Annotated in this window: 20 protein-coding genes; 15 read left to right on the forward strand and 5 right to left on the reverse strand. The window is 63.2% G+C overall.

Annotation, left to right across the window (positions count from 1 at the left end):
* Positions 1 to 188: 188 nt before the first annotated feature.
* From FXB40_RS48995 to FXB40_RS04530, 3 genes are all read left to right on the forward strand, one after another.
* Positions 189 to 392, forward strand: a complete 204-nt coding sequence (locus FXB40_RS48995) for a hypothetical protein (RefSeq protein WP_246207367.1) — start codon at positions 189 to 191, stop codon at positions 390 to 392.
* 130 nt (positions 393 to 522) lie between these two features.
* Entirely contained in the window at positions 523 to 1,311 is a 789-nt protein-coding gene (locus FXB40_RS04525; RefSeq protein ID WP_148771004.1) for a helix-turn-helix transcriptional regulator, read from the forward strand.
* Positions 1,312 to 1,490: 179 nt separating this feature from the next.
* Positions 1,491 to 2,504 carry a serine hydrolase domain-containing protein gene (locus tag FXB40_RS04530; protein ID WP_246207369.1) on the forward strand — a complete coding sequence of 338 codons (1,014 nt, stop codon included), beginning with the start codon at positions 1,491 to 1,493 and terminating at the stop codon, positions 2,502 to 2,504.
* Positions 2,505 to 2,983: 479 nt separating this feature from the next.
* On the opposite strand, the gene FXB40_RS04535 is transcribed toward FXB40_RS04530, so the two are convergent.
* A complete protein-coding gene (locus tag FXB40_RS04535) occupies positions 2,984 to 3,526 on the reverse strand; it encodes a hypothetical protein (RefSeq protein ID WP_148771005.1) in 543 nt (180 codons plus the stop codon).
* 327 nt (positions 3,527 to 3,853) lie between these two features.
* On the opposite strand from FXB40_RS04535, the gene FXB40_RS04540 reads away from it, so the two are divergent.
* The 11 genes from FXB40_RS04540 to FXB40_RS47670 all read left to right on the forward strand — a co-directional run bounded on the left by FXB40_RS04540 (position 3,854) and on the right by FXB40_RS47670 (position 15,968).
* On the forward strand, positions 3,854 to 5,581 hold the full coding sequence (locus FXB40_RS04540; protein WP_148771006.1) for a SulP family inorganic anion transporter: 1,728 nt from the start codon (positions 3,854 to 3,856) through the stop codon (positions 5,579 to 5,581).
* Positions 5,582 to 5,784: 203 nt separating this feature from the next.
* Positions 5,785 to 7,224 (forward strand): IS1182 family transposase, encoded by a 1,440-nt coding sequence (locus FXB40_RS04545; protein WP_148771060.1) that lies wholly within the window; start codon positions 5,785 to 5,787, stop codon positions 7,222 to 7,224.
* A gap of 212 nt (positions 7,225 to 7,436) precedes the next feature.
* Positions 7,437 to 8,537: a calcium/proton exchanger gene (gene cax / locus FXB40_RS04550; protein ID WP_148771007.1), complete on the forward strand. Its 1,101-nt coding sequence runs from the start codon at positions 7,437 to 7,439 to the stop codon at positions 8,535 to 8,537.
* 275 nt (positions 8,538 to 8,812) lie between these two features.
* On the forward strand, positions 8,813 to 9,991 hold the full coding sequence (locus FXB40_RS04555) for a cytochrome P450 (protein WP_148771008.1): 1,179 nt from the start codon (positions 8,813 to 8,815) through the stop codon (positions 9,989 to 9,991).
* Positions 9,992 to 10,359: 368 nt separating this feature from the next.
* Positions 10,360 to 11,310, forward strand: a complete 951-nt coding sequence (locus FXB40_RS04560; protein ID WP_148771009.1) for a sulfonate ABC transporter substrate-binding protein — start codon at positions 10,360 to 10,362, stop codon at positions 11,308 to 11,310.
* A 38-nt stretch (positions 11,311 to 11,348) separates the two neighbouring features.
* Positions 11,349 to 12,302, forward strand: a complete 954-nt coding sequence (locus FXB40_RS04565) for a sulfonate ABC transporter substrate-binding protein (RefSeq protein WP_148771010.1) — start codon at positions 11,349 to 11,351, stop codon at positions 12,300 to 12,302.
* A complete protein-coding gene (ssuD, locus tag FXB40_RS04570) occupies positions 12,299 to 13,465 on the forward strand; it encodes an FMNH2-dependent alkanesulfonate monooxygenase (protein ID WP_148771011.1) in 1,167 nt (388 codons plus the stop codon). The genes FXB40_RS04565 and ssuD overlap by 4 nt, the downstream gene beginning before the upstream one ends.
* Positions 13,462 to 14,268, forward strand: a complete 807-nt coding sequence (gene ssuC, locus FXB40_RS04575; RefSeq protein WP_148771012.1) for an aliphatic sulfonate ABC transporter permease SsuC — start codon at positions 13,462 to 13,464, stop codon at positions 14,266 to 14,268. The genes ssuD and ssuC overlap by 4 nt, the downstream gene beginning before the upstream one ends.
* A 7-nt stretch (positions 14,269 to 14,275) precedes the next feature.
* Positions 14,276 to 15,115 carry an ATP-binding cassette domain-containing protein gene (locus FXB40_RS04580; protein ID WP_148771013.1) on the forward strand — a complete coding sequence of 280 codons (840 nt, stop codon included), beginning with the start codon at positions 14,276 to 14,278 and terminating at the stop codon, positions 15,113 to 15,115.
* A gap of 32 nt (positions 15,116 to 15,147) precedes the next feature.
* On the forward strand, positions 15,148 to 15,729 hold the full coding sequence (locus FXB40_RS04585; protein ID WP_148771014.1) for a flavin reductase family protein: 582 nt from the start codon (positions 15,148 to 15,150) through the stop codon (positions 15,727 to 15,729).
* A gap of 83 nt (positions 15,730 to 15,812) precedes the next feature.
* Positions 15,813 to 15,968, forward strand: coding sequence for a hypothetical protein (locus FXB40_RS47670; protein ID WP_187436669.1), 156 nt, complete (start codon positions 15,813 to 15,815; stop codon positions 15,966 to 15,968).
* A gap of 111 nt (positions 15,969 to 16,079) precedes the next feature.
* Here FXB40_RS47670 and FXB40_RS04590 read toward each other — a convergent pair whose 3' ends face one another.
* Both FXB40_RS04590 and FXB40_RS04595 read right to left on the reverse strand, forming a co-directional pair.
* Positions 16,080 to 17,228 carry a M20 family metallopeptidase gene (locus FXB40_RS04590; RefSeq protein ID WP_148771015.1) on the reverse strand — a complete coding sequence of 383 codons (1,149 nt, stop codon included), beginning with the start codon at positions 17,226 to 17,228 and terminating at the stop codon, positions 16,080 to 16,082.
* Positions 17,229 to 17,359: 131 nt separating this feature from the next.
* On the reverse strand, positions 17,360 to 18,610 hold the full coding sequence (locus FXB40_RS04595) for a vanadium-dependent haloperoxidase (protein WP_148771016.1): 1,251 nt from the start codon (positions 18,608 to 18,610) through the stop codon (positions 17,360 to 17,362).
* Positions 18,611 to 18,990: 380 nt separating this feature from the next.
* On the opposite strand from FXB40_RS04595, the gene FXB40_RS04600 reads away from it, so the two are divergent.
* Entirely contained in the window at positions 18,991 to 19,323 is a 333-nt protein-coding gene (locus FXB40_RS04600; RefSeq protein ID WP_148771017.1) for a GYD domain-containing protein, read from the forward strand.
* Positions 19,324 to 19,406: 83 nt separating this feature from the next.
* On the opposite strand, the gene flbD is transcribed toward FXB40_RS04600, so the two are convergent.
* Both flbD and fliN read right to left on the reverse strand, forming a co-directional pair.
* Entirely contained in the window at positions 19,407 to 20,789 is a 1,383-nt protein-coding gene (gene flbD, locus FXB40_RS04605) for a sigma-54-dependent transcriptional regulator FlbD (protein ID WP_148771018.1), read from the reverse strand.
* A 53-nt stretch (positions 20,790 to 20,842) separates the two neighbouring features.
* Positions 20,843 to 21,193 (reverse strand): flagellar motor switch protein FliN, encoded by a 351-nt coding sequence (gene fliN / locus FXB40_RS04610; protein WP_148771019.1) that lies wholly within the window; start codon positions 21,191 to 21,193, stop codon positions 20,843 to 20,845.
* Positions 21,194 to 21,196 lie beyond the last annotated feature (3 nt).

Raw genomic sequence — 21,196 nt, forward strand, 5'->3', positions numbered from 1 at the left:
GGCCTCCGCCGATTGCGGCCGGCGGGCCGCCTCCGCTGGCAGCTGGAGGTCCTCCGGCCTTCGCGGCTCGTCCTCCGATGGGCGCAGGCGGTGCGCTCCGCGTCGGCCCCGCTGGCCCGGCGCCTCGTCTCAGTGCCGGACCCGCACCGCGCGGTGCTCTGGCCGGGGCCGGGCGGGGCGGACCGGCGGTGGCGAACGCTACTCGCGCCACATCGATGGCCTCGGGCCGCGTCGGAGGCTACGGCCGCTATGGCGAAGCCCGACACGGCTATCGCGCCGCCTATGCCGCAGGCGCTTACGCCGCCTACGCCTATAGTGGCTCACGCTATTCCCCCGACAGTGACTGCTACTACGTTTACAGGCGTTATCGGCGCGCTATGGTGTGCGAATAGACCGCACACCGACCGCTACGGCAAGCTCACGATCAACGTCGCCCCGGTGAAGGCTGCGGCGGGGTAGGGCCGCCTTCCGCGCCGCCGCCTTTGCTGATAGGTTTCGGCAAAACGCGGCAGGGAGAGGACGATGCGGCCCCACGGGACAGGCTCAGGCTTGGCGGCTGGCGACGTCACGCCCGCGGTGCTCGCCATTGGCCGTCCGGACTTCCCAAACATCCTCATCGACACGCTGCGCCGGCAGGCTGGCGTCGGCCATTGCATGGTGTTTGCGCTGACGCGCGCCGGCGCGGCGAGCTGCCTGCTCGATGTCGGCAACATCCCGACCGGCGGTGATCTCGGCGCCGCCTATGCCGGGCAGTTTCACCAATCCGATCCCAATCGTGATGCACTGTTCGAAGGCGAGGGCAGCGGGCCGATCGTGCTGCCGTCGTTCGCGCCGCGCATGTATGGCGCGCGCTACCGGAAAATCTTCTTCAACGACTCCAACATTGTCGACAAATGCGCGACAGCGATCTGGACTGGCGACACCTGCTTCTACGTCAATTTCTATCGCATCACGGCCCAGGGCCGATTTAGCGACGCCCAGCGTGCGCGGCTGCAGGCGATTGCGCCGGCGATTGGCGCCAGCGTCGCGCGTCATTTCCAGCAGGCCGCGACTGCAACGCCTGACCAGAATCTCGCTGCGCTGTTTGCGACGCGCGCGCCGCTCTCCGCGCTGACGCCGCGCGAGCAGGAAGTCTGCTGCCGCATCCTGCTCGGTCTCTCATCCGAGGCGATCTCGCAGGCGCTCGGCATCAGCCTGCATTCGACCCTGACCTACCGCAAGCGCGCCTATGAGCGGCTCGGCATTTCCGCGCAGAACGAATTGTTTGGAATCGTGCTGCGCCTGCTCGCGGAGCCTGGTCGCCTGAACTGAGGGCACGCGAAGTCCGCGATCTCTGCTTCCGGGGGTAAAGCGGACACCTGACCGCGCTCCGTGCATCTCGCTCTGAGCTAGTAGGCAGAACCGCCACCAGCTAACATTGAACGGGGGTAAGGTTGGAGCAGGTATCCGGGCCGCCTCTTGGATTTCCGCGAAGGTCGAGGGGGTGTCTTGTGGACGGGCTTGGAAACGAGGAAAAGTGGCCGGAGCCGATCTGGCAAATGACACTGCCCGAGGCCGCGGGCTGGTCCCCAAACGCGCTCGCTCATGTAGACGCAATCGCGGATGAGATTGGGACTGCTGCTCTGATGATTATCGAACGCGGAGCGGTCGTTCATCGGACGGGCGCGGTCGCTCATCGCTTCATGTGTCATTCGATTCGTAAGAGCCTCTTGTCGGCTCTGTTCGGCATCTACATTGCTGAAGGAAAAATTGATCTGTCTTCCACTCTTGCGTCACTCGGAATCGACGACAAGGAGGGATTGACCGATCGCGAGCGCCTGGCGTCCATAAATTCGCTGCTCATGGCGCGCTCCGGTGTCTTCCATCCGACGGGGTACGAAACCGCTTTGATGATCGCAAGGCGGGAAGCGCGTCACAGCCACGGTCCAGGAACGTTCTGGTGCTACAACAACTGGGACTTTAACGCGCTCGGCACGATATTCGAGCAATGCGCCGGTCTTAGTTTGTATGAGGCCTTCCGGGATCGGATCGCCATACCCTGCGGTATGGAAGATTTTCGCTATGGGCCAGACGCGAAGGACGGCGATTACGTGGAACTCGAAAAGAGCATCCACCGCGCCTATCCGTTCCGTCTCACGGCCAGGGATCTCGCGCGGTTTGGGCTGCTTTACCTCCGTGGCGGACGCTGGGGCAGTCACCAGGTGGTGCCGAAGAAATGGGTGAAGCTCAGTGTGCAACCCTACTCAGATGCGGGCCCGGCCGGAGCCTATGGTTACATGTGGTGGGTGGTCCGCGACGGTATCCATTTCCCGGCAACGATCATGCCTCCCGGCTACAGTGCTCAAGGAGCCGGTGGTCATGTGATGATGGTACTGCCGGAGCAGGACCTCATCTTGGTGCACAGGGTCGATACAGATGCAGGCCGAGTCGTTTCGCCTCTGCAGCTTGGCCGCTTGTTTGAAGCGATTCTCACCGCAAAGTATGACGCATTGTACCAGGCATGATCGATCATCAGCCTGCGTGGCAGTTCCCGGACCGTCGGTAGAATCTTGGCCGGGTTGTTGACGGCAGCTTCTTTGGTCGGAAGCCAGCCTATCGCGTCATTTCGCGCGGGGGCAGCTTCTCGGCTGAACATCGCAAGAGTCTGCGCCACTTCCGCTATCCGGGGAAGACGCGACGTTAGGGGGCGTTGGATCGACCACCGCTTCTGATCCGAAGCGGGCATTGCGCATGGCTCGAAATCCGTCGAGCCATGCGATCCTGTGTCTCGGGCGGCGTGGACTAGTGGCGGCCCTTGATTTCGGCGACTCGATTTTCGCCGGCCAACTTGCCCGAGGCCATCAGGCTGCTGCAAAGCCACCGCGATTCCCTGGAAGTTGCGCCCAGGAAGGTTTTGGTGTCGATGCACTGCGCGTAGGTGTTATAGGTCAGTGTGTCTCGGCACGTCGACGAGAAACTTCCGATCCAAGGGTCGCCACTCTGACTACATCCAACCCAGGGCGCGTTGCCGACCCTGTAACTTGTTTCGCAGCCGCCGTTGCAAGTGCTGGCGGATTTCTCCAGCCTGGCAAGCCGCCCCAATGCTGTATTCGGCGCGAAGACTGACGTTTGCGCGGTTGACGAGCCGGATGTCCGGTGGGCTGTCGATGTCGTTGACTTGCGCGGTGACGCAATCGTTGGTTTTGCCATCTGCTTCGGTGCTTCGACCGAGACGGCGGGAAGCGAGGAGCCGGTTGTGGGTTGCGACATTGCCGGACCGCTTGCGCTGCATAGCAAGACGGCTGACAAAATAGCGACGGCTGACGGCACGGCGAAGCCTGAAGACAATTTCATGAGACAGCTCCCCAAATGCGGGACGGAAAAGCCATCCCGTCAGCTCCAGGTTGTACCATGGTATTCCGAAACCGGCAATCCGGAGGCGAAAGAGCGTCTGACGATTTGTCGGCATAGACATAGTGGTCAACGGAACGCCCGCCGCTCGCGCCGTTGCGATCGCTGCTTCCGGTCCATAACGAACGTCGTTCATGTGATCGTCGCCTCGTGGCCCGAAGCAGGCGCGTCCCGAATTCTGCCCGAATGCTCAGCCCCACTCACAAGGGATTGTTTCCGAGGTGTATCGTGATCCGCCTTTTAATAATCGCTGCCGCCGTTGTGATTGCGATGAACGTGCCTGCGGGCGCCGATCCTTTCCTTATGCGTCCAGTCATTAGAACTGGTCAGCCGGTGCGGATAGCGTTTCCTGACTTTTCCGCTTGCCGAAGGATGGACGGCCTGACTTGGTTCTAAGCGGGACAACGCAGCCAACGCATGACGTGTGGCGAGCGAGTCCGACCGGATCTGGGAGTGGTCGCCAATGAGGCGTTGGATCCACTGGCTGCCTGGAATCGAAACTCTCCATCGATATGAGACGGCGTGGCTTCCGCACGATATCTTCGCTGGACTCGTCCTTGCGACGATGCTGGTCCCGGTTGGAATTGCCTACGCGGTAGCATCGGGCTTGCCTGGCATCTACGGTCTGTACGCAACGATCGTACCCCTGTTGGTTTACGCGTTGTTCGGCCCTAGCCGCATCCTCGTGCTGGGGCCCGACTCTGCGCTGGCAGCTGTCATCCTCGGCGTTGTCGTTCCGCTGTCTGGTGGCGATCCTCTTCGCGCCGCAACGCTCGCTGCCATGATGGCGATCGTTTCGGGGACGGTATGCATTCTAGCCGGCGTCGCGCGCCTGGGTTTTGTCACCGAGTTGCTCTCCAAGCCGATACGCTACGGCTATATGAACGGAATTGCGTTGACCGTTTTGATCAGCCAACTGCCAAAGTTCTTCGGTTTCTCAATCCGGAGCGAAGGACCTTTGCGGGACCTATGGGCGATCGCCGATGCAATCCTTGAAGGAAAGACAAACTGGGTCGCATTCGGGATTGGGCTCGGCACGCTGGTGGTCATCCTGCTGCTCAAGGACAGCAAGCGGCTGCCGGGCATTCTGATCGCGGTAGTTGCGGCGACCGCGCTCGTCGGCGCGCTTGATCTCGGCAGCCGTTACGGCGTGGCGGTCATTGGTCCCCTTCCAGAGGGATTGCCAGGTTTCGCAATCCCCTGGATCTGGATCACCTTCGGCGATATCGTCCCGGTACTGGTCGGCGGGTGTGCCATCGCCCTGGTTTCGTTTGCGGACACCAGCGTACTTTCGCGTTCCTATTCCGCACGGTTGGGCACTCATGTCGATCCCAACCAGGAGATGGTCGGGCTTGGCGCCGCCAATCTGGCAACCGGCTTTTTTCAAGGTTTCCCGATCAGCAGCAGCTCTTCGCGGACTCCGGTTGCCGAAGCCGCCGGCGCCCGTACCCAGCTAACCAGCGTCGTCGGCGCGCTTGCCATCGCCGTCCTTCTGCTGGTGGCACCAAACCTGCTTCAGCATTTGCCCTCCGCTGCATTGGCGGCCGTCGTCATCGCCGCTGCGATCGGCTTGTTTGAGGTCACCGACCTCAAACGAATCTATCGGATTCAGCAGTGGGAGTTCTGGCTAGCAATGGTCTGCTTTGTCGGTGTGGCCGTATTCGGAGTGATTCCAGGGATTGGGCTCGCAATCGCCATCGCCATCGCCGAGTTCTTATGGGACGGCTGGCGCCCCCACTCCGCCGTGTTGGGTCGCGCCCACGGCGTCAAAGGTTATCACGACATCACAAGATATCCGGATGCACGACGAATCCCCGGGCTGGTCCTGTTTCGGTGGGACGCGCCTCTGTTCTTCGCCAACGCTGAATTCTTCAAGGAGCGCGTACTGGACGCCGTGGCAAAATCGCCGACGCCCGTACGCTGGCTGGTCGTTGCGGCGGAGCCGGTCACCAGCGTGGACGTCTCCGCCGGCGATACAGTCGCCGAATTGGACAAGGCGTTGCACGCTAAGGGTATCGAGTTGTGCTTTGCTGAACTGAAAGATCCAGTAAAGGACAAGCTGAAGAGATTCGGACTGTTCTCGCAGCTTGGCGAGCAATATTTTTTCCCAACCATTGGCGCGGCCGTTTCCAGCTACCTGGAAAGCAATGATGTGGAGTGGGAGGACTGGGAGGACCAAGCCAAGCGCTAGTGACGTGCCGGACTTGAATGCGCACGCCGATTGACTTCCGACTTTGGCCCGCAAGCGAAGTGGCAGCAGGCCTCATTCAGGTTCGTTCAATGGGGCTAGCTGACTGAATTTGCTCACGTTGAGTTTTTTCGCATCTTGACCCTGGCTGTGTGAAAACGGCGAGCTGCTGTTATGATTCTCCTGTGATTCTTTTGGGGGAATCGATGAGGCGCTTCGTTGAAGAGGCGGATCGTGGGCAGCGGACGCTGTTGCCCGAATGCCTCGATGACTTCATTGATGAGACTAACCCAGTTCGCGTGATCGACGGATTTGTCGATGCGCTCAGTTTGGCTGAGATGGGCTTTGAGGGTGCGGAGCCGGCGGCCACCGGTCGGCCGTCGTACCATCCCTCGGTTCTCCTTAAGCTTTACATTTACGGCTATCTGAACCGAGTGCAGTCGAGCCGGCGGCTGGAACGAGAGGCCGGGCGCAATGTCGAGGTGATGTGGCTGCTGGGTCGGCTCGCTCCCGATCACAAGACGATTGCGGACTTCCGCAAGGACAACGGCCTGGCGCTGCGCAAGGTATGTGCGCGCTTTGTCGAGCTCTGCCGCGGGATGGGTCTTCTCACGACGTCCAGCGTCGCCATCGATGGGAGCAAGTTCAAGGCCGTGAACAACCGGGACAGGAACTTCACGCGCGCGAAGGTGGAGCGGCGTCGCGCTCAGTTGGAGGAGAGCGTCGCGCGCTATCTGAGCCAACTTGACACAGCCGACCGACAGGAGCCGAGCGAGGCGCTGGCGGCGAAGGTGACGAGGCTTACCGAGAAGCTGACGAAGTTGAAGGAGGAGATGGGCAAGCTTGCCGCCTACGAGAAGCAGATGCTTGCTTCGCCGGATCAGCAAATCTCCCTGACCGATCCGGACAGCCGTTCGATGGCAACCAGCGGCCGCGGATCCGGCGTTGTCGGCTACAATGTCCAAGTCGCCGTCGATACCGACCATCACCTGATCGTCGCGCATGAGGTGACGAACAGCGGCTCAGATCGGGCACAACTTGCCAATATGGCCATGCAGGCGAAGGCTGTTCTGAAGACTGAGACGCTCGAGGCCGTTGCCGATCGCGGCTACTTCAGCAGCCCGGAGATCCTCGCCTGCCACGAGGCCGGCATCACGGTAACTCTACCCAAGCCGATGACTTCGGGCGCCAAGTCGGACGGACGCTTCGGTAAGCAGGACTTCGTCTATTTGCCTGAGGAAGACGCCTATCGTTGTCCGGCCGGGGAGCGATTGCCGTATCGCTATACAAACGAAGAAGCCGACAAGATGCTGCGGCGCTACTGGACCAACGCCTGTAAGAATTGTTCGATCAAACCCCAGTGCACGCCCGGGTCAGAGCGCCGGATCACGCGATGGGAGCACGAGGATCTACTCGATGCCGTGCAGCAGCGGCTCGATGCGAACCCGCTCGCCATGCGCCTTCGTCGCGAGACCGTCGAGCATCCGTTCGGCACGATGAAGGCACGCATGGGAGCGACGCACTTCCTGACCAAAACTCTGCCAAGGGTAGCCTCCGAGATGGCGCTCTCGGTTCTGGCCTACAATCTGACCCGAGCAATGAATATCCTCGGGATTAGGCCGCTGATCGCCGCGGTCGCGGCCTGAGGCCGGCCCAGTTTTGGCTTCAGGCTAACGACCCTGTTAGGACGTTTTTACACGGCCAAGACCCAACGCCGACATTTCTGCGGGAGATGGCGAAAAACGGGCTGCAGGATGCCCTTCCCAGCCTGGGGGCCCGTGTTGAGCCAGATCAATGCCGGTCCCGCGACGGGGGCCGAATCTTCCGCCATCGCATCCAGTATGGAGATGGCGTCCGCATGAAAAGTCTGCTCAACGAAATCCGGCGCACCCCGGTGCTCTGGATGCTGATCTTCGTGCCGGCCGTGCTTGTGGCGGAAACGGTCGCACCGCATTCCCATACGCTGCTCTTCGTGCTTTCGGTACTCGCCATCGTGCCGCTGGCCGCCCTGCTCAGCCACGCGACCGAAGCGGTCGCCGCCAAGACCGGCGATGCCGTCGGCGGGCTGCTCAATGCGACGCTGGGAAACCTAACGGAGCTGATCATTGCGATTACCGCGCTGCGCGCCGGCCAGTACATGCTCGTGAAAGCGTCGATTGCCGGCGCGATTGTCACCAACGCCCTGTTCATGCTCGGTGCCTGTCTGCTGCTCGGCGGCCTGCGCTATCACGTCCAGGAATACAACCGTGCCGGCGCGCGGCTCTACTCCGGTCTCTTGCTGATGGCCACCGTCGCCTTGCTCGCCCCGTCGGCCGTCGCCGACCTCGATCTCGTGCAGGGCGAGGCCGTCATGCGGAGGCTCAGCGTCGGTCTCGCCATCCTGCTCATCATCGCTTACGCGCTGGGCCTGCTGTTCTCGCTGAAGACTCACAAGGAATTGTTCGCAAGCGCCGAGCATGGCGAGGGCGAGGAACACTGGCCGATTGGCCTTGCGGTCGGCACGCTGCTCGTCGTCACCGTGCTGGTTGCACTGGTGAGCGAGATTTTTGTCGAGTCCGTGCAGAAGGCGGCGGAAACTTTCGGAATGAGCCCGGCCTTTGTCGGCTTCATCATCGTCTCATTGGTCGGCGCCGCCGCCGAGTTTGCCGTGGCCTCTTCTGCGGCGCGCAAGGACCGCCTCGACATGAGCGTCAGCATCGCGCTCGGCAGCGCCTCCCAGATCGCGCTGTTCGTCGCACCCGCGCTGGTGTTGCTCAGCTATGTCGTCGGACCGTCACCGATGAGTCTGCAGTTCTGGCCGGGCGCCGTCACCATGGTGATGATTGCGACCGTGACGGCGAGCTTCATTACGAGCAGCGGGCGCTCGGCTTGGTTCGTCGGCGCCCTGCTCATCTTCATCTACGCGGTCTTTGCGCTGACGTTGTATGTGGTTCCGCCGACTGGCCAGGGGACGGGGTGAAGCCAACGCCCCTTTTGCTCGCCGTCCGCCAGCCCCGCCCGTTTACTCGTTCATATGAGGTAGCTGAGCGGGGCCGCTGTTGGCCCTTAAACACGTCGCTCATGCGTTTGTCGGTCTCAGCTGTCGTGGGCCATGTGGACCCGCCATCGTGCGCGCGCGCACCCGACCCGCGGAGACACCCCCTGATATTGTCTGTCCCTATCGCTAGGGACAGACGTCGGCACCTGAGTTCGCTATTCTGGCCCGGATCACACGCGAATCCAGGGAAGACCGCCTTGAGCACCGCGCCGCGCATCGACATCGACCCTGTCGCGTTCTGGGCCGACCCCTATCCGATGCTTGCAAAAATGCGCAAGGAGGCGCCGATCGCCTTCGTGCCGCAGCTCGGCTCGACGCTGCTGACCAGCCGCGACGACATCTCGATCTCCGAGAAGCAGATCGACGTGTTCTCCTCGCACCAGCCCGCCGGCCTGATGAACCGGCTGATGGGCCACAACATGATGCGCAAGGACGGCGATGCGCATCAAATCGAGCGCCGGGCGATGTTCCCGACGGTGTCGCCGAAGACGGTGAAGGCGCACTGGACCGCGCTGTTCCAGGCGCACGCCGATCGCATCATCGAAGGCATCCAGCCCGGCAGCCGGATCGATTTCATGCGCGACTTCGCGCTGCCGTTCTCCGGCGAGTGCCTGAAGTCGATCACCGGCCTTACCAATATCGGCTTCGCCGACATGGATGGGTGGTCGCAGGGCATGATCGAGGGCATCGCCAATTACGGCGGCGATCCCGCGGTCGAGGCGCGCTGCCATGCTGCGACGTCAGGCATCGATGCTGCGATCGACGACATCCTGCCGGTGATGCGCAAGCATCCCGATCAGAGCATTCTCGGCGTCCTGCTCGCCTCCGACATGCCGATGGAGAGCGTGCGCGCCAACGTCAAGCTTGCGATCTCCGGCGGCCAGAACGAGCCGCGCAAGGCGATCGCCGGCACCGTGTGGGCGCTGCTGACGCATCCCGATCAGCTCGACCTCGTGCGCAAGGGCGAGCAGGGCGAGGTGACCTGGCTCGAGGCCTTCGAGGAATACGCGCGCTGGATCTCGCCGATCGGCATGTCGCCGCGGCGCATCGCAAAACCGTGGTCGATCCGCGACGTCACGTTCGAAACCGACGAGCGCGTGTTCCTGATGTTCGGTTCCGCCAATCGCGACGAGAAGCATTTTGAGCGCGCCGACCAGTTCGACGTGCGGCGTGATACCTCCAAGAGCGTCGCCTTCGGTGCCGGTCCGCATTTCTGCGCCGGCGCCTGGGCTTCGCGCGCGATGATTGCCGACGTCGCGCTGCCGACGGTGTTTGCGCGTGCCAAGGGAATCGAGCTTGCCGATGACGAGCCGGTGCGGATCGGCGGCTGGGCGTTCCGGGGTTTGCAGAATTTGCCGGTGCGGTGGCTGCAGTAGCGCGGCGCGGGCGGTCCATCCGAACGCCGCCATCATGCCATCCTGCGCCTGTTTTGCCCGACGTGTCAAATTTATTTCGGATAATTCGTATTCGATTGTTTTTGCACGCCCCGGCTACTGTGCATGGGGTTGTTTTCGCGCTTTTTGTTCCGGCCGCGAGTCTGGGGCTGGATCCGCGCGGCGTTCACATCCGCGTGCAGAAAAATTCCATCTTCATTCGCTCCGCCGTTTGAAAGATTAATCATGCGCTCTGCCACAAGGGCAGTGCATGCATCGCTATTTTCCCGCACGTCTCGACAGCTTTCCCGCCCCGCACCATCATTCCCCGGACATGAATGATGACGGCCGCCTGCGGCCGGGAGTTTGGAATGCAGCGTCGTGATTTTCTGAAACTGTTCGCTGGAACCGCGGCCGCAGCGGCGTTTGCTCCGCGCGCGAGCGCGCAGGGCGCGGTGAAGGAAATTCGTATCGGCTACCAGAAGACCGGCGTGCTGGTCATCACGCGCCAGCGGGCTACTCTAGAAAAACATTTCACGCCGCAAGGCATCGACGTGAAATGGGTCGAGTTCTCCTCAGGCCCCCCGATGATGGAGGCAATGAATGTCGGCAGCGTCGATTACGGGGCGGTCGGCGATTCCCCGCCGGTGTTCGCCCAGGCCGCGGGCGCGGCGATCGTTTATGCCGCCGGCCAGCCCATCACCAACGGCCAGGGCATTCTGGTGCCCAAGGATTCATCGATCCGCTCGATCGCGGACCTGAAGGGCAAGCGCATCGGCTTCACCAAGGGCTCGAGCGCCCACAATGTCGTGGTGCAGACGCTGGAGAAGGCGGGCCTGACCTACGCCGACATCACCCCGGTCTATCTGACGCCGCCGGATGCCGGTCCCGCCTTCGCCAATGGCAGCATCGAGGCCTGGGCGATCTGGGATCCTTATTTCGCGATCGGCGAGACCAGGCAGAACGGCCGCATCCTGATCAATGCGCGCGAGGTCACCAAGACCAACTCCTTCTACATCGCCAACCGCGAGTTCGCGAAGGACCACGGCGCGATCCTGCAACAGATCGTCGACGTCACCACCGCGACCGGTCAATGGGCCGAACAGCACCGCGACGAGGTCGCCAGGTCACTGGCCGCGATCACCGGCGTGCCCCTCGACATCCAGGCCGTCGCGGCCGAGCGCGCGAATTTCGTGATCGGCCCCGTCACCGACGACATCGTCGCGACCCAGCAGGGCGTCGCCGACCGCTTCTACAAGCTCGGCCTCATTCCGAAGCCTGTCGTCATCCGCGACATCGTCTGGCGCAGCACGGCGACCTGATCGTGCCAACCAACCTCCCCATTTCAAAAGGTTTGAACATGAGGCGTATCATTCAGCGTCTGATCGCGGCGATCGTGCTCTCGATCGGCATCGTCGCGGCTGCGGTCGGCACCTCCTACGGTCAGGACAAGGTGGTCCGCATCGGTTACCAGAAATACGGCAAGCTGGTGCTCTTAAAGAGCAAGGGTACGCTGGAGCCGAAGCTCGCCGCTGACGGTTACAAGGTGGTGTGGACTGAATTTCCGTCCGGGCCGCCGCTGCTCGAAGCGCTCAATGTCGGCGCCATCGATTTCGGCAACACCGGTGAGGCCCCGCCGATCTTCGCGCAGGCCGCCGGTGCGCCGATCCAGTATGTCGCCTACGAGCCGCCGGCGCCGAAGGGCGAGGCGATCCTGGTGCCGAAGGACAGCCCGCTGAAATCGGTCGCCGATCTTAGGGGTAAGAAGGTTGCGCTCAACAAGGGCTCCAACGTTCACTATCTCCTGGTCAAGGCGCTGGAGAAGGCGGGCGTCAAATATTCCGAGATCGAGCCTGTGTTCCTGGCACCGGCCGATGCACGCGCCGCCTTCGAGCGCGGCGCGGTCGATGCCTGGGTGATCTGGGATCCGTTCCAGGCTGCGGCGGAAGCGGCGACCGGCGCGCGCACGCTCGCTGACGGCACCGACACCGTCGCCAACTACCAGTTCTATTTCTCCTCGAAGAAATTCCTCGACGCCAACCCGAAGATCGTCGACGCCGTGCTCACTGAGCTGAGCTCGGTCGACGATTGGGCCAAGGGCGATATCCACGCGGTGGCCGAGCAGCTGGCGCCGGCGATCGGCCTGTCCGTCCCGGTGGTCGAGGTCGCGCTGAAGCGGCAGTCCTACGGCATCAAGCCGCTGACCGATGCCGTCATCGCTGATCAGCAGCAGGTTGCCGACGCATTCTTCGCCCTCAACCTGATCCCCAAATTCATCAAGATTTCCGACGTGGCGCGGAGGCCAGGAACATGAGCAAGCAATCCAACGCCAACATCCTCTGGTTCCTGCCGACCCACGGCGATGGCCGCTATCTCGGCACCGGCATCGGCGGCCGCGAGGTCAATTTCAACTATCTGCGCCAGGTCGCGCAGGCGGCGGATCAGCTCGGCTATTTCGGTGTGCTGTTGCCGACGGGACGGAGTTGCGAGGATTCCTGGGTCGTCGCCTCCTCGGTCGCACCGTTCACCGAGCGGCTGCGTTATCTCGTCGCCGTTCGTCCCGGCCTGCAATCGCCGACCGTGGCGGCCCGCATGACCGCGACGCTCGATCGCATCACCAATGGCCGGCTTCTGATCAACGTCGTCACCGGCGGCGATCCCGTCGAGAACAAGGGCGACGGCATTTTCCTCGACCATGACGAGCGCTACGAGGTCACCCGCGAGTTTCTCAACGTCTATAGCGACCTGCTCGCCGGCAAGACCGTCAATGTCGAGGGCAAGCACATCCACATCGAGGACGGCAAACTGCTGTTCCATCCCGTGCAGTCGCCGCGCCCGCCGCTTTATTTCGGCGGTTCGTCGGATGCCGGCATCGACGTCGCCGTCGACGCCGTCGACAAATACCTCACCTGGGGCGAACCGCCGGCGCTGGTCGCCGAGAAGGTTGCGAGGGTGAAGACAGCCGCGGAGGCACGTGGCCGCAAGCTGTCCTTCGGCATCCGCCTTCACGTGATCGTCCGCGAGACCAACGAAGAAGCCTGGCGGGCCGCCAACGAGCTGATCAAGCATGTCAGCGACGACACCATCGCCACCGCGCAGAAGAACTTTGAGCGGATGGACTCGGTTGGCCAGCAGCGCATGGCGCAGCTGCATGGCGGCAAGCGCGACAAGCTCGAGATCGCGCCGAACCTCTGGGCCGGTGTCGGCCTGGTGCGCGGCGGTGCCGGCACCGCGCTGGTCGGCGACGCGCAGACGGTCGCCGCGCGTATCAAGGAGTATCAGGATATCGGCATCGATACTTTCATCATGTCGGGCTATCCGCATCTGGAGGAAGCCTATCGCTTCGCTGAGCTGGTGTTCCCGCTGCTCTCACTCGACCTGCCGAACAACGTGACCAAGCTGCACTTCAATGGCGGTCCTTTCGGCGAGACGGTCGGTAGCGATTACCGTCCGCAGCATCGGGTGTCGCAATCATGAGCCTCATCGACAGCGTTTCGCTTCCACGCAACTTCCGCCTGCCGCGCGTTGACGGCCTGGTCCAGTGGATCGTGCCGCTTGCCATTGTCGCGATCTGGCAGGTGGCCAGTGTCACCGGCTTCGTCCCGGTGCGCGTGCTGCCGGCGCCGAGCGATGTGGCGCTCGCCGGCTGGAAGCTGCTGCTGTCGGGCGAGCTGATCCGCAACATCTGGGTCTCGTTCTGGCGCGCCTCGATCGGCTTCCTGATCGGCGGCAGCATCGGTTTTGCGTTCGGGCTCGCCAACGGCCTGTCGCAGCTCTCCGCAAAACTCACCGACACCACGTTGCAGATGGTGCGCAACGTGCCGCATCTGGCGCTGATCCCGCTGGTCATCCTGTGGTTCGGCATCGACGAGAGCGCAAAGCTGTTTCTCGTGGCGCTCGGCGTGTTCTTCCCGATCTATCTCAACACGCTGCACGGCATTCGCACCGTCGATCCGCAGCTGATCGAGATGGGCCGCATCTACGGCATGAGCGACAGCGAATTGTTCCGCCGCGTCATCTTCCCCGGCGCGCTGCCCTCGATCTTCGTCGGCATCCGTTTCGCGCTCGGCATCATGTGGCTGACGTTGATCGTCGCCGAGACCATCGCGGCGTCCTCAGGCCTCGGCTACATGGCGATGCAGGCGCGCGAATTCATGCTGATCGATGTCGTCGTGCTCTCGATCCTGATCTACGCCCTGCTCGGCAAGCTCGCCGACAGCGCCTCCCGCGTGCTGGAGCGCCTGACGCTCTCCTGGCACCCCGCTTTCCAGAAACGCTGAGAGTGACATGCAGACAGCCCTTCGGACCTCCCTTCCGGAAACCGAGCTCGCCAGCCGCGCCAACTTTGCGCCGGCGGCCCGCGTGGCGCGCGAGGAGCGGCCGCTGCATGTGAGCGGCCTGCCGCTCAGCATCCGCGGCCTCCAGAAATCCTTCGGCGACAACGAGGTGTTGCGCGGCATCGATCTGCACATTCCGGCGGGCCAGTTCGTCGCGATCGTCGGAAAGAGCGGCTGCGGCAAGAGCACGCTGCTGCGTCTCATCGCCGGCCTGGAAAAGATCGACGCCGGCAGCATCAGCTTCGGCGATGCGGCGATCCAGCCCGAGGATATCCGCGTGATGTTCCAGGAGCCGCGGTTGCTGCCCTGGGCGCGGGTGCTGTCCAATGTCGAAGTCGGGCTCGGCCGCGATCGTTCGTCCAGCGATGCGCACGCGCGTGCCGAGAAGGCGCTGACCGAGGTCGGGTTGACCGACAAGCGCGACCAGTGGCCATCAGTGCTGTCGGGCGGACAGAAGCAGCGCGTCGCGCTCGCCCGCGCGCTGGTCTCCCGTCCGCGCGTGCTCGCCTTCGACGAGCCGCTTGGCGCGCTCGATGCGCTGACCCGGATTTCGATGCAACGGCTGCTGGAGCGGGTCTGGCGCGACCAGGGCTTTACCGCGATTCTGGTGACCCACGATGTTGCCGAAGCCGTCGCACTGGCCGACCGGGTGCTGGTGATCGACGAGGGCCGGATCGCCCACGACGTCATGGTTAACACCGCCCGGCCGCGCGAACGCGGCTCCGCCGAGCTTGCGAGCCTCGAGGGCTCGATTTTGAGCCACCTATTGTCAGCGGACGATCGTACCTAGATAAAGAGGAACCCCATCTCGGGGAGCATGCCATGAATGTAGTCCCTCGCGAGCTCATGACCGAAATACCCGTCTCGTCCGCCGATTTCCGCGGCGCCATGCGCCATCTCACCGGCGGCGTCAGCATCATCACCGCCGGGCGGGGCAAGGACATCACCGGCATGACGGTTACGTCCGTAACATCGCTATCGGTCGATCCGCCGACGCTGATCGTCAGCATCAACCGCGATGCCTCGTCATTCCCTCTGATCCGTCGCTACGGTGCCTTCGGCGTGAACATCCTCGCAGCCGATCAGCTCGATGTCGCCGAACGCTTTGCCGGCAAGGGGGGCCTGAAGGGGGCCGATCGTTTCGCCGGCGCCCAGTGGGTCACGGCTGTCTCCGGCGTTCCGCTGCTGGTCGGCGCACTGTCTGCCGTTGATTGCGAGGTCGAGGAGATCGTCGAACGCCACTCGCACGGCATCGTCATCGGCCGCGTCAGGGACATCAAGAACTCCACTCGAACGGCCGCGCTCGCTTATTGGCACGGTCAGTATGTGGCGGTGGATCAGGACGAGGACGCGGCGAGGCTTGCGGACGTCAGCGTTCCCGCGCGCAGCAGCCGCGGCGTTTGATCGCCGCAGGCTGGCCTTTTCCCCATCATCGCTCTAGAAGCCGTTCCTGAGCCTCCCGTGTTGGGGAGCAACGGAGCGAGATGATGAAGCGCGTCGGGACCTGGGCCTTCTATGCCGTCGGCGCGCTGGCGATCGCATATCTCGCGCTCTACGCCTATGCGACCTTCCGCGGCCAGCCGTTCGTGCCGGGCGATCCCATCCACATTTTTCGCAAGCCCGACGCGCCGAGTTATTCGTGACGGGATTCGTAGGGTGGGTTAGCGAAGCGTAACCCACCTCTTTGGTATCCGCGGAGACAGAAGTGGTGGGTTACGCCTTCGGCTAACCCACCATACGAGATCAGCGCACCTTCACCCCCGCAAGATCGCCAGCGCTAGCGCCTGTGCGCGCGGCACGATGCTGTCAAGCTCGAGATATTCCTCCGGCGAATGGGCGAGCCCGCCGACCGGCCCGACACCGCAAATCGTCGGCGTGCCGACCGCGGCGGTGAAGCCGGAATCGGCGCAGCCGCCGGAGAACTCACCTTGCAGCGTGGTGAGGCCGGCCTGCTTTGCGGCGGCTTGATAATTTTCGAACAGCGCCTTCGAGCTCTCGCTCTGCACCACCGGCACGAACTCGCCCTTGATGGTCAGCACAGCACTGGTGCCGGGCACGTAAGGCGTCGCGACAATCCGTTCGATCTCGGCCATGACAGTGGCGCGGTCTTTGGGATCGACATAGCGCATGTCGATCTGGCCCTCGGCATAAGGCGCCGTCGTGTTGACCGACTGGCCGCCCGAGATGAGGCCGACATTGAGCGTAATGCCCTTGGTGAGGTCGGTCAGCGCGTGGATCTGAATGATCTTGTGCGCGAGCTCGCCGATCGCGCTGATACCAGCGGCGAAATTGGCGCCGGAATGCGCTGCCTTGCCGGTGACGGCCATATGCATGAAGATGCCGCCCTTGCGGCTGGTGACGACATTGCCGGTGGGGCGGCCCGGCTCGGAGTTGAACACGGCGCGCGCAGAGCGCCCCTCGCGTTCGATCACGGGCCGCGACGAGGGCGAGCCGATCTCCTCGTCCGAGGTGATCAGCAGCTTGATCGGATGCGGGTTGCCCCCGAATTTGTGGAAGGCTGTGGCGACGAAGATGTTCATGACGAGCCCGGCCTTCATGTCGGCGACGCCCGGCCCATAGGCGCGCTTGTCCTTGATCGTGAACGGGCGACGTCCGGCCTCACCCTTGCCGAATACGGTGTCGCGGTGCCCCATCAACAGCACCGGCTTCTCGTTGCTGCCGGGCTTTGCGATGTCCGCGTGGAGTGCGTCGCCAAACGTGCCGTGGCTCTCCCTGCGCGAGGGAATGCCGTGCTCGGAAAAGTGCCGCTCGAACCGCGCACCGACCGCATCGACGCCTTCCTTGTCATAGGACCCGGAATCGATGTTCACGACCTCGCGCAGCAGATCGATCATCGCCTGCCGCTGTGACGCCAGCCAATCCGTGATTTGTGTCTCCGACATCGTCACTGTCCCCCCAACTGATGCTATGCTGCGCTTATAGAGCCCTCGTCGGCGATGAGGTAGGCGCCGAACGCGGGTGCTGTGCGCAGAAACGCGCGTCGGGTGACGCAGGGGCGAAGTCGTGCGACCGCTTAACGCTTCGGTTCCGCCATCGCTTCCACACCGCGAAGTTGCGTCGCGACGGTCAATGCGCCGATCTTTCGGCCCATGTCCTTGCCGACTTCGGTCGAGAACCGGTAGTGAAAGCCGGCCCAGATGCGGGCGTTGGAAACTTCGTCGCTGTAGTCCTGAAGTCGCGACCACTTGCGTGTGACCCCCGGTGCAGTCGGACTCGTCAACGAGAACTCGCCGAAATCTCCAACGACAGTCTGAAGCACGGTCGAGATCGCTGCCGACACGATGCAGTGAGCGCACGGATATTCCGGGTGCATCGGCGTTTCCCCCAGCGGTAGCCAGGACGGATCGCGAGGCATCGACGCATTCGACGTCAGATCGGCGTTGCGTATGGCCGTTATCGGCCGCCAGAAATTGTAATGGTACTTGGCTTCGAACACGGCGACGATGGCGTCGTTGCCCGCAATTGACGTCAACGCATAGAGTCGGGCGCAGTCCACGAGATCCATGCCCTTGGCCATTGCTGCCTGCCTCACGATCGGATTGTAGGTGCGGGCGCCGACCAAGAACCAGAATCGACCGATCGTCGTTTGCTCAGGGGTCCGGGTCGGGCTGCTTCGGCTACCGACCTCGCGGATTTCATTAACGTCCCGGGTCCAAACCTCCGAACCAAGCGCCGGCGGCGGTCCCGGGCGAAACTGCGATCCGGACGCCATGACCCACGGTGTCGTCGCGCCCGTGGTCGAGGAAAGCGGGACGGTTGTCGGAACGTAGGCGCCCGGTGTCGTCAGGGGGCGGTAAGTCTCCGGAGCGGCGCTGCCATCGTTGGCACGAAGTTCGATGATCTGCATCGCAGCCGCTTGTCCTAGATTGATGCCGGCAATCTTGGACTCGCCATCGGCAATCGGCGCAAGAGAGTTCGTCAGCGTCGCATCCAGATCTGGCTTGATGTCCGGATAGATCGACAGCAGCACGTCGTGAGCCGCAACTGCTGCCGCAGCTTCCCGCGAGGTCGAACGATCCGCGGGCAGGGAGATTTTGTAGGGCGCGTACCGGCGATCAATCGCGTTAACCGCCTCGAACATTGCGATGTGCATCATGGATAAGGCGCGGCTGTGCGGTGCTGGCAGAATTTGCTTCTCGGCAGCGATCGCGTCGGCCTTAGCATTCCAATCCATAATCACGTCGGCGCGCGCAAGCGGTGTCGAGGCTACGATCAGCGTTACAATCAGCGACAAGCGGGAGATGGTCCACGACGAGTATTTCATGGCGTGCCCTTTCGATTTCGAAGGACGTTTCGCGAGGCCGATGCGGCTCTGGCCGACGTCATGTCGCGCTGCGCGAGGACTCTAGCTGTCTTGATGTGTTTTGATTGTGAACTGCTTCACTCACCGACCGCGGCCCATCGAAGCAGAGTTGCCCGGTCGGCGGAATAGTCGAGGCTCGAATGGGTAGGCTTGGCTTACCGTTCGCGCTGCATTGTGGAGTCGGCTATAGTCAGCTCAAGCTGCCAGTTGGATGTGCCGAAGTCCGAAGCTCGATTTTTTCAGGGCAGCTCGCATGCCGTCGGCAGGTAATGCCTTGCGCTCGTTTCAGAGCTCTTTTGCAAGACTGCATTGTCGTCGCTGTAACCTCAACGGAGAGAAACATGCCGTTGTTCATCTCGTACGTCTCGTACTCAAACGCGGGCATCAAGGGAATGGTCGACAAGCCGATCGATCGTACCTCAGTCATTGGTGCGCTGGTCGAAAAGGCTGGCGGAAAGCTCCAGGGAGCCTTCATGACGACTGGTCAGCACGATGCTGTCCTCGTCACGGAGTTTCCCGACGGCTCCGATGCTATTGCGATTGGAATGGTCGCCGCCGCCAGTGGCTCCATCTCCAAGATCGAAACCGTGCGCGCCTGGAAGATGGGTGAATTCAAGAGCATCGCGGAAAAGGCCGCGAAGCTCGCGAGCTCCTACGTCCCGCCGGGCAAGTAACTCGGACCGATCGCGACATGATCAGGCCCGGAGCGCTCCCGCGCTCCGGGCCCTTTGCGGACGTGGAGCTTGAAGATCAGCGCTCACCCCATCGCGGGCATGCGCGGATATTCGCCGGGCGTGCCGGCGGGGGTGATCGGGATGCCGCCGTCGGAATACTCGTTGAGCTTGTTGCGCAGCGTGCGGATCGAGATGCCGAGGATGTTGGCGGCATGGGTCCGGTTGCCGAGGCAGTGTTTGAGCGTCTCCAGGATCAAATCGCGTTCGACGTCTGCGACGGTGCGTCCCACCAGCGCCCGCGTCACCTGCTCCGCGGCCATGGTGGCGTGCGCCACCGCCGGCACCGTCTTGGCGAGGTCGAGGCGGTCGCCGTCCGGGGTGAGGATCGCATCGGGTCCGATCTCGTCGCCCTGCGCCATCAGCACCGAGCGGTGCATGGTGTTTTCGAGCTCGCGGACGTTGCCCTGCCAGCGGGTGGTGGAGAGCACGCGGCGCGCTTCGGTCGAGATCGGCCGCACCGGCACGCAGTTGGCCTCGGCATATTTCTTCACGAAGTGCTGGGCGAGCTCCAGGATGTCGGCGGGACGCTCGCGCAGCGGCGGGATCTTCAAATTCACGACGTTGAGGCGGAACAGCAGGTCCTCACGGAACGTGCCTTCGCGCACGGCGTCCGCCAGATTGCGGTTCGAGGTCGCGAGAATGCGGATGTCGACCGGGACCGGCTTGGTGCCGCCGACGCGGTCGATCACGCGCTCCTGGATAGCGCGCAGCAGCTTCGATTGCAGGCGGACATCCATCTCCGAGATTTCGTCCAGCAGCAGCGTGCCGCCGGTCGCTTCCTCGAACTTGCCGATGCGGCGGGCGATCGCGCCGGTGAAGGCGCCCTTCTCGTGACCGAACAGCTCGGATTCCAGGAGATGCTCGGGGATCGCGGCACAGTTGATCGAGATGAACGGGCGCTTGGCGCGCGCCGAGCGGGTGTGGACGTAGCGCGCCAGCACTTCCTTGCCGGTGCCGGATTCGCCGGTGATCATCACCGAGGCGTCGGAGCCCGCGATTTGCTGGGCGAGCTTGACAACCCGCGCCATGGCTTCGTCGCGATAGATCAGCTCGCGGGAATCATTGGCCACCGCGGCGAGCACCGCGGCGATCAGCTCCGGATCCGGCGGCAGCGGAATGTATTCCTTGGCGCCGGCGTGGATCGCGGCGACCGCGGCGCGGGCGTCGTTGGTGATCCCGCAGGCGACGATTGGGGCGTGGATGTGCTCGGCCTCGAGCCGCATCACGAGGTCGCGGATGTCGAGGGCGACGTCGACCAGCAGAAGGTCGGCGCCCTTGCCGCCGCGCAGCACGCGCATCGCCTGCTCGTGATCCTCGGCATGGGTCACGGTGGCGCCGTTCTCCATCGCGATCTTGGTGGCGGTGGTGAGCTGGCCCTTCAATGTGCCAACGATGAGAAGCCGCATGTCAGTCTCCTGTCCGTCTGTTCGCGCTGCCGCGCTTTATTCCTGTGCGTGCGCTAGCCGCGTTCCGTCCTGATGATTTCCGTCATGGTGACGCCGAGCTTGTCCTCGACCAGCACCACCTCGCCGCGGGCGACGAGCTTGTTGTTGACGTAGATGTCGATGGCCTCGCCGACGCGGCGGTCGAGCTCCAGCACGGTGCCGGGTCCGAGCTTCAACAGCTCGCCGACGTCCATCTTCGAGCGGCCGAGCACGGCCGAGACCTGCACCGGCACGTCGAAGACGGCCTCGAGGTCGGCGGCGACGCGCGAGGCATATTCGTCCTCGTTGTAGCTGACCTCGGCGCCGGTCGGTGGCAATGGGCCGTTGAGGTCGGGCAGCGGGACCTGTCCGTCGTTGTCGCTCATGGC

It is taken from the genome of Bradyrhizobium rifense (assembly GCF_008123425.1).
GTDB lineage: Bacteria > Pseudomonadota > Alphaproteobacteria > Rhizobiales > Xanthobacteraceae > Bradyrhizobium > Bradyrhizobium rifense.

What these genes read in the sequence shown, in the direction of transcription:
- FXB40_RS04525 (WP_148771004.1), top strand. Translation starts at nt 523, where the DNA reads ATGCGGCCCCACGGGACAGGCTCAGGCTTGGCGGCTGGCGACGTCACG.
- FXB40_RS04535 (WP_148771005.1), bottom strand. Translation starts at nt 3,526, where the DNA reads ATGAACGACGTTCGTTATGGACCGGAAGCAGCGATCGCAACGGCGCGA.
- FXB40_RS04540 (WP_148771006.1), top strand. Translation starts at nt 3,854, where the DNA reads ATGAGGCGTTGGATCCACTGGCTGCCTGGAATCGAAACTCTCCATCGA.
- FXB40_RS04545 (WP_148771060.1), top strand. Translation starts at nt 5,785, where the DNA reads ATGAGGCGCTTCGTTGAAGAGGCGGATCGTGGGCAGCGGACGCTGTTG.
- cax (WP_148771007.1), top strand. Translation starts at nt 7,437, where the DNA reads ATGAAAAGTCTGCTCAACGAAATCCGGCGCACCCCGGTGCTCTGGATG.
- FXB40_RS04560 (WP_148771009.1), top strand. Translation starts at nt 10,360, where the DNA reads ATGCAGCGTCGTGATTTTCTGAAACTGTTCGCTGGAACCGCGGCCGCA.
- FXB40_RS04565 (WP_148771010.1), top strand. Translation starts at nt 11,349, where the DNA reads ATGAGGCGTATCATTCAGCGTCTGATCGCGGCGATCGTGCTCTCGATC.
- ssuD (WP_148771011.1), top strand. Translation starts at nt 12,299, where the DNA reads ATGAGCAAGCAATCCAACGCCAACATCCTCTGGTTCCTGCCGACCCAC.
- ssuC (WP_148771012.1), top strand. Translation starts at nt 13,462, where the DNA reads ATGAGCCTCATCGACAGCGTTTCGCTTCCACGCAACTTCCGCCTGCCG.
- FXB40_RS04580 (WP_148771013.1), top strand. Translation starts at nt 14,276, where the DNA reads ATGCAGACAGCCCTTCGGACCTCCCTTCCGGAAACCGAGCTCGCCAGC.
- FXB40_RS04585 (WP_148771014.1), top strand. Translation starts at nt 15,148, where the DNA reads ATGAATGTAGTCCCTCGCGAGCTCATGACCGAAATACCCGTCTCGTCC.
- FXB40_RS47670 (WP_187436669.1), top strand. Translation starts at nt 15,813, where the DNA reads ATGAAGCGCGTCGGGACCTGGGCCTTCTATGCCGTCGGCGCGCTGGCG.
- FXB40_RS04590 (WP_148771015.1), bottom strand. Translation starts at nt 17,228, where the DNA reads ATGTCGGAGACACAAATCACGGATTGGCTGGCGTCACAGCGGCAGGCG.
- FXB40_RS04595 (WP_148771016.1), bottom strand. Translation starts at nt 18,610, where the DNA reads ATGAAATACTCGTCGTGGACCATCTCCCGCTTGTCGCTGATTGTAACG.
- FXB40_RS04600 (WP_148771017.1), top strand. Translation starts at nt 18,991, where the DNA reads ATGCCGTTGTTCATCTCGTACGTCTCGTACTCAAACGCGGGCATCAAG.
- flbD (WP_148771018.1), bottom strand. Translation starts at nt 20,789, where the DNA reads ATGCGGCTTCTCATCGTTGGCACATTGAAGGGCCAGCTCACCACCGCC.
- fliN (WP_148771019.1), bottom strand. Translation starts at nt 21,193, where the DNA reads ATGAGCGACAACGACGGACAGGTCCCGCTGCCCGACCTCAACGGCCCA.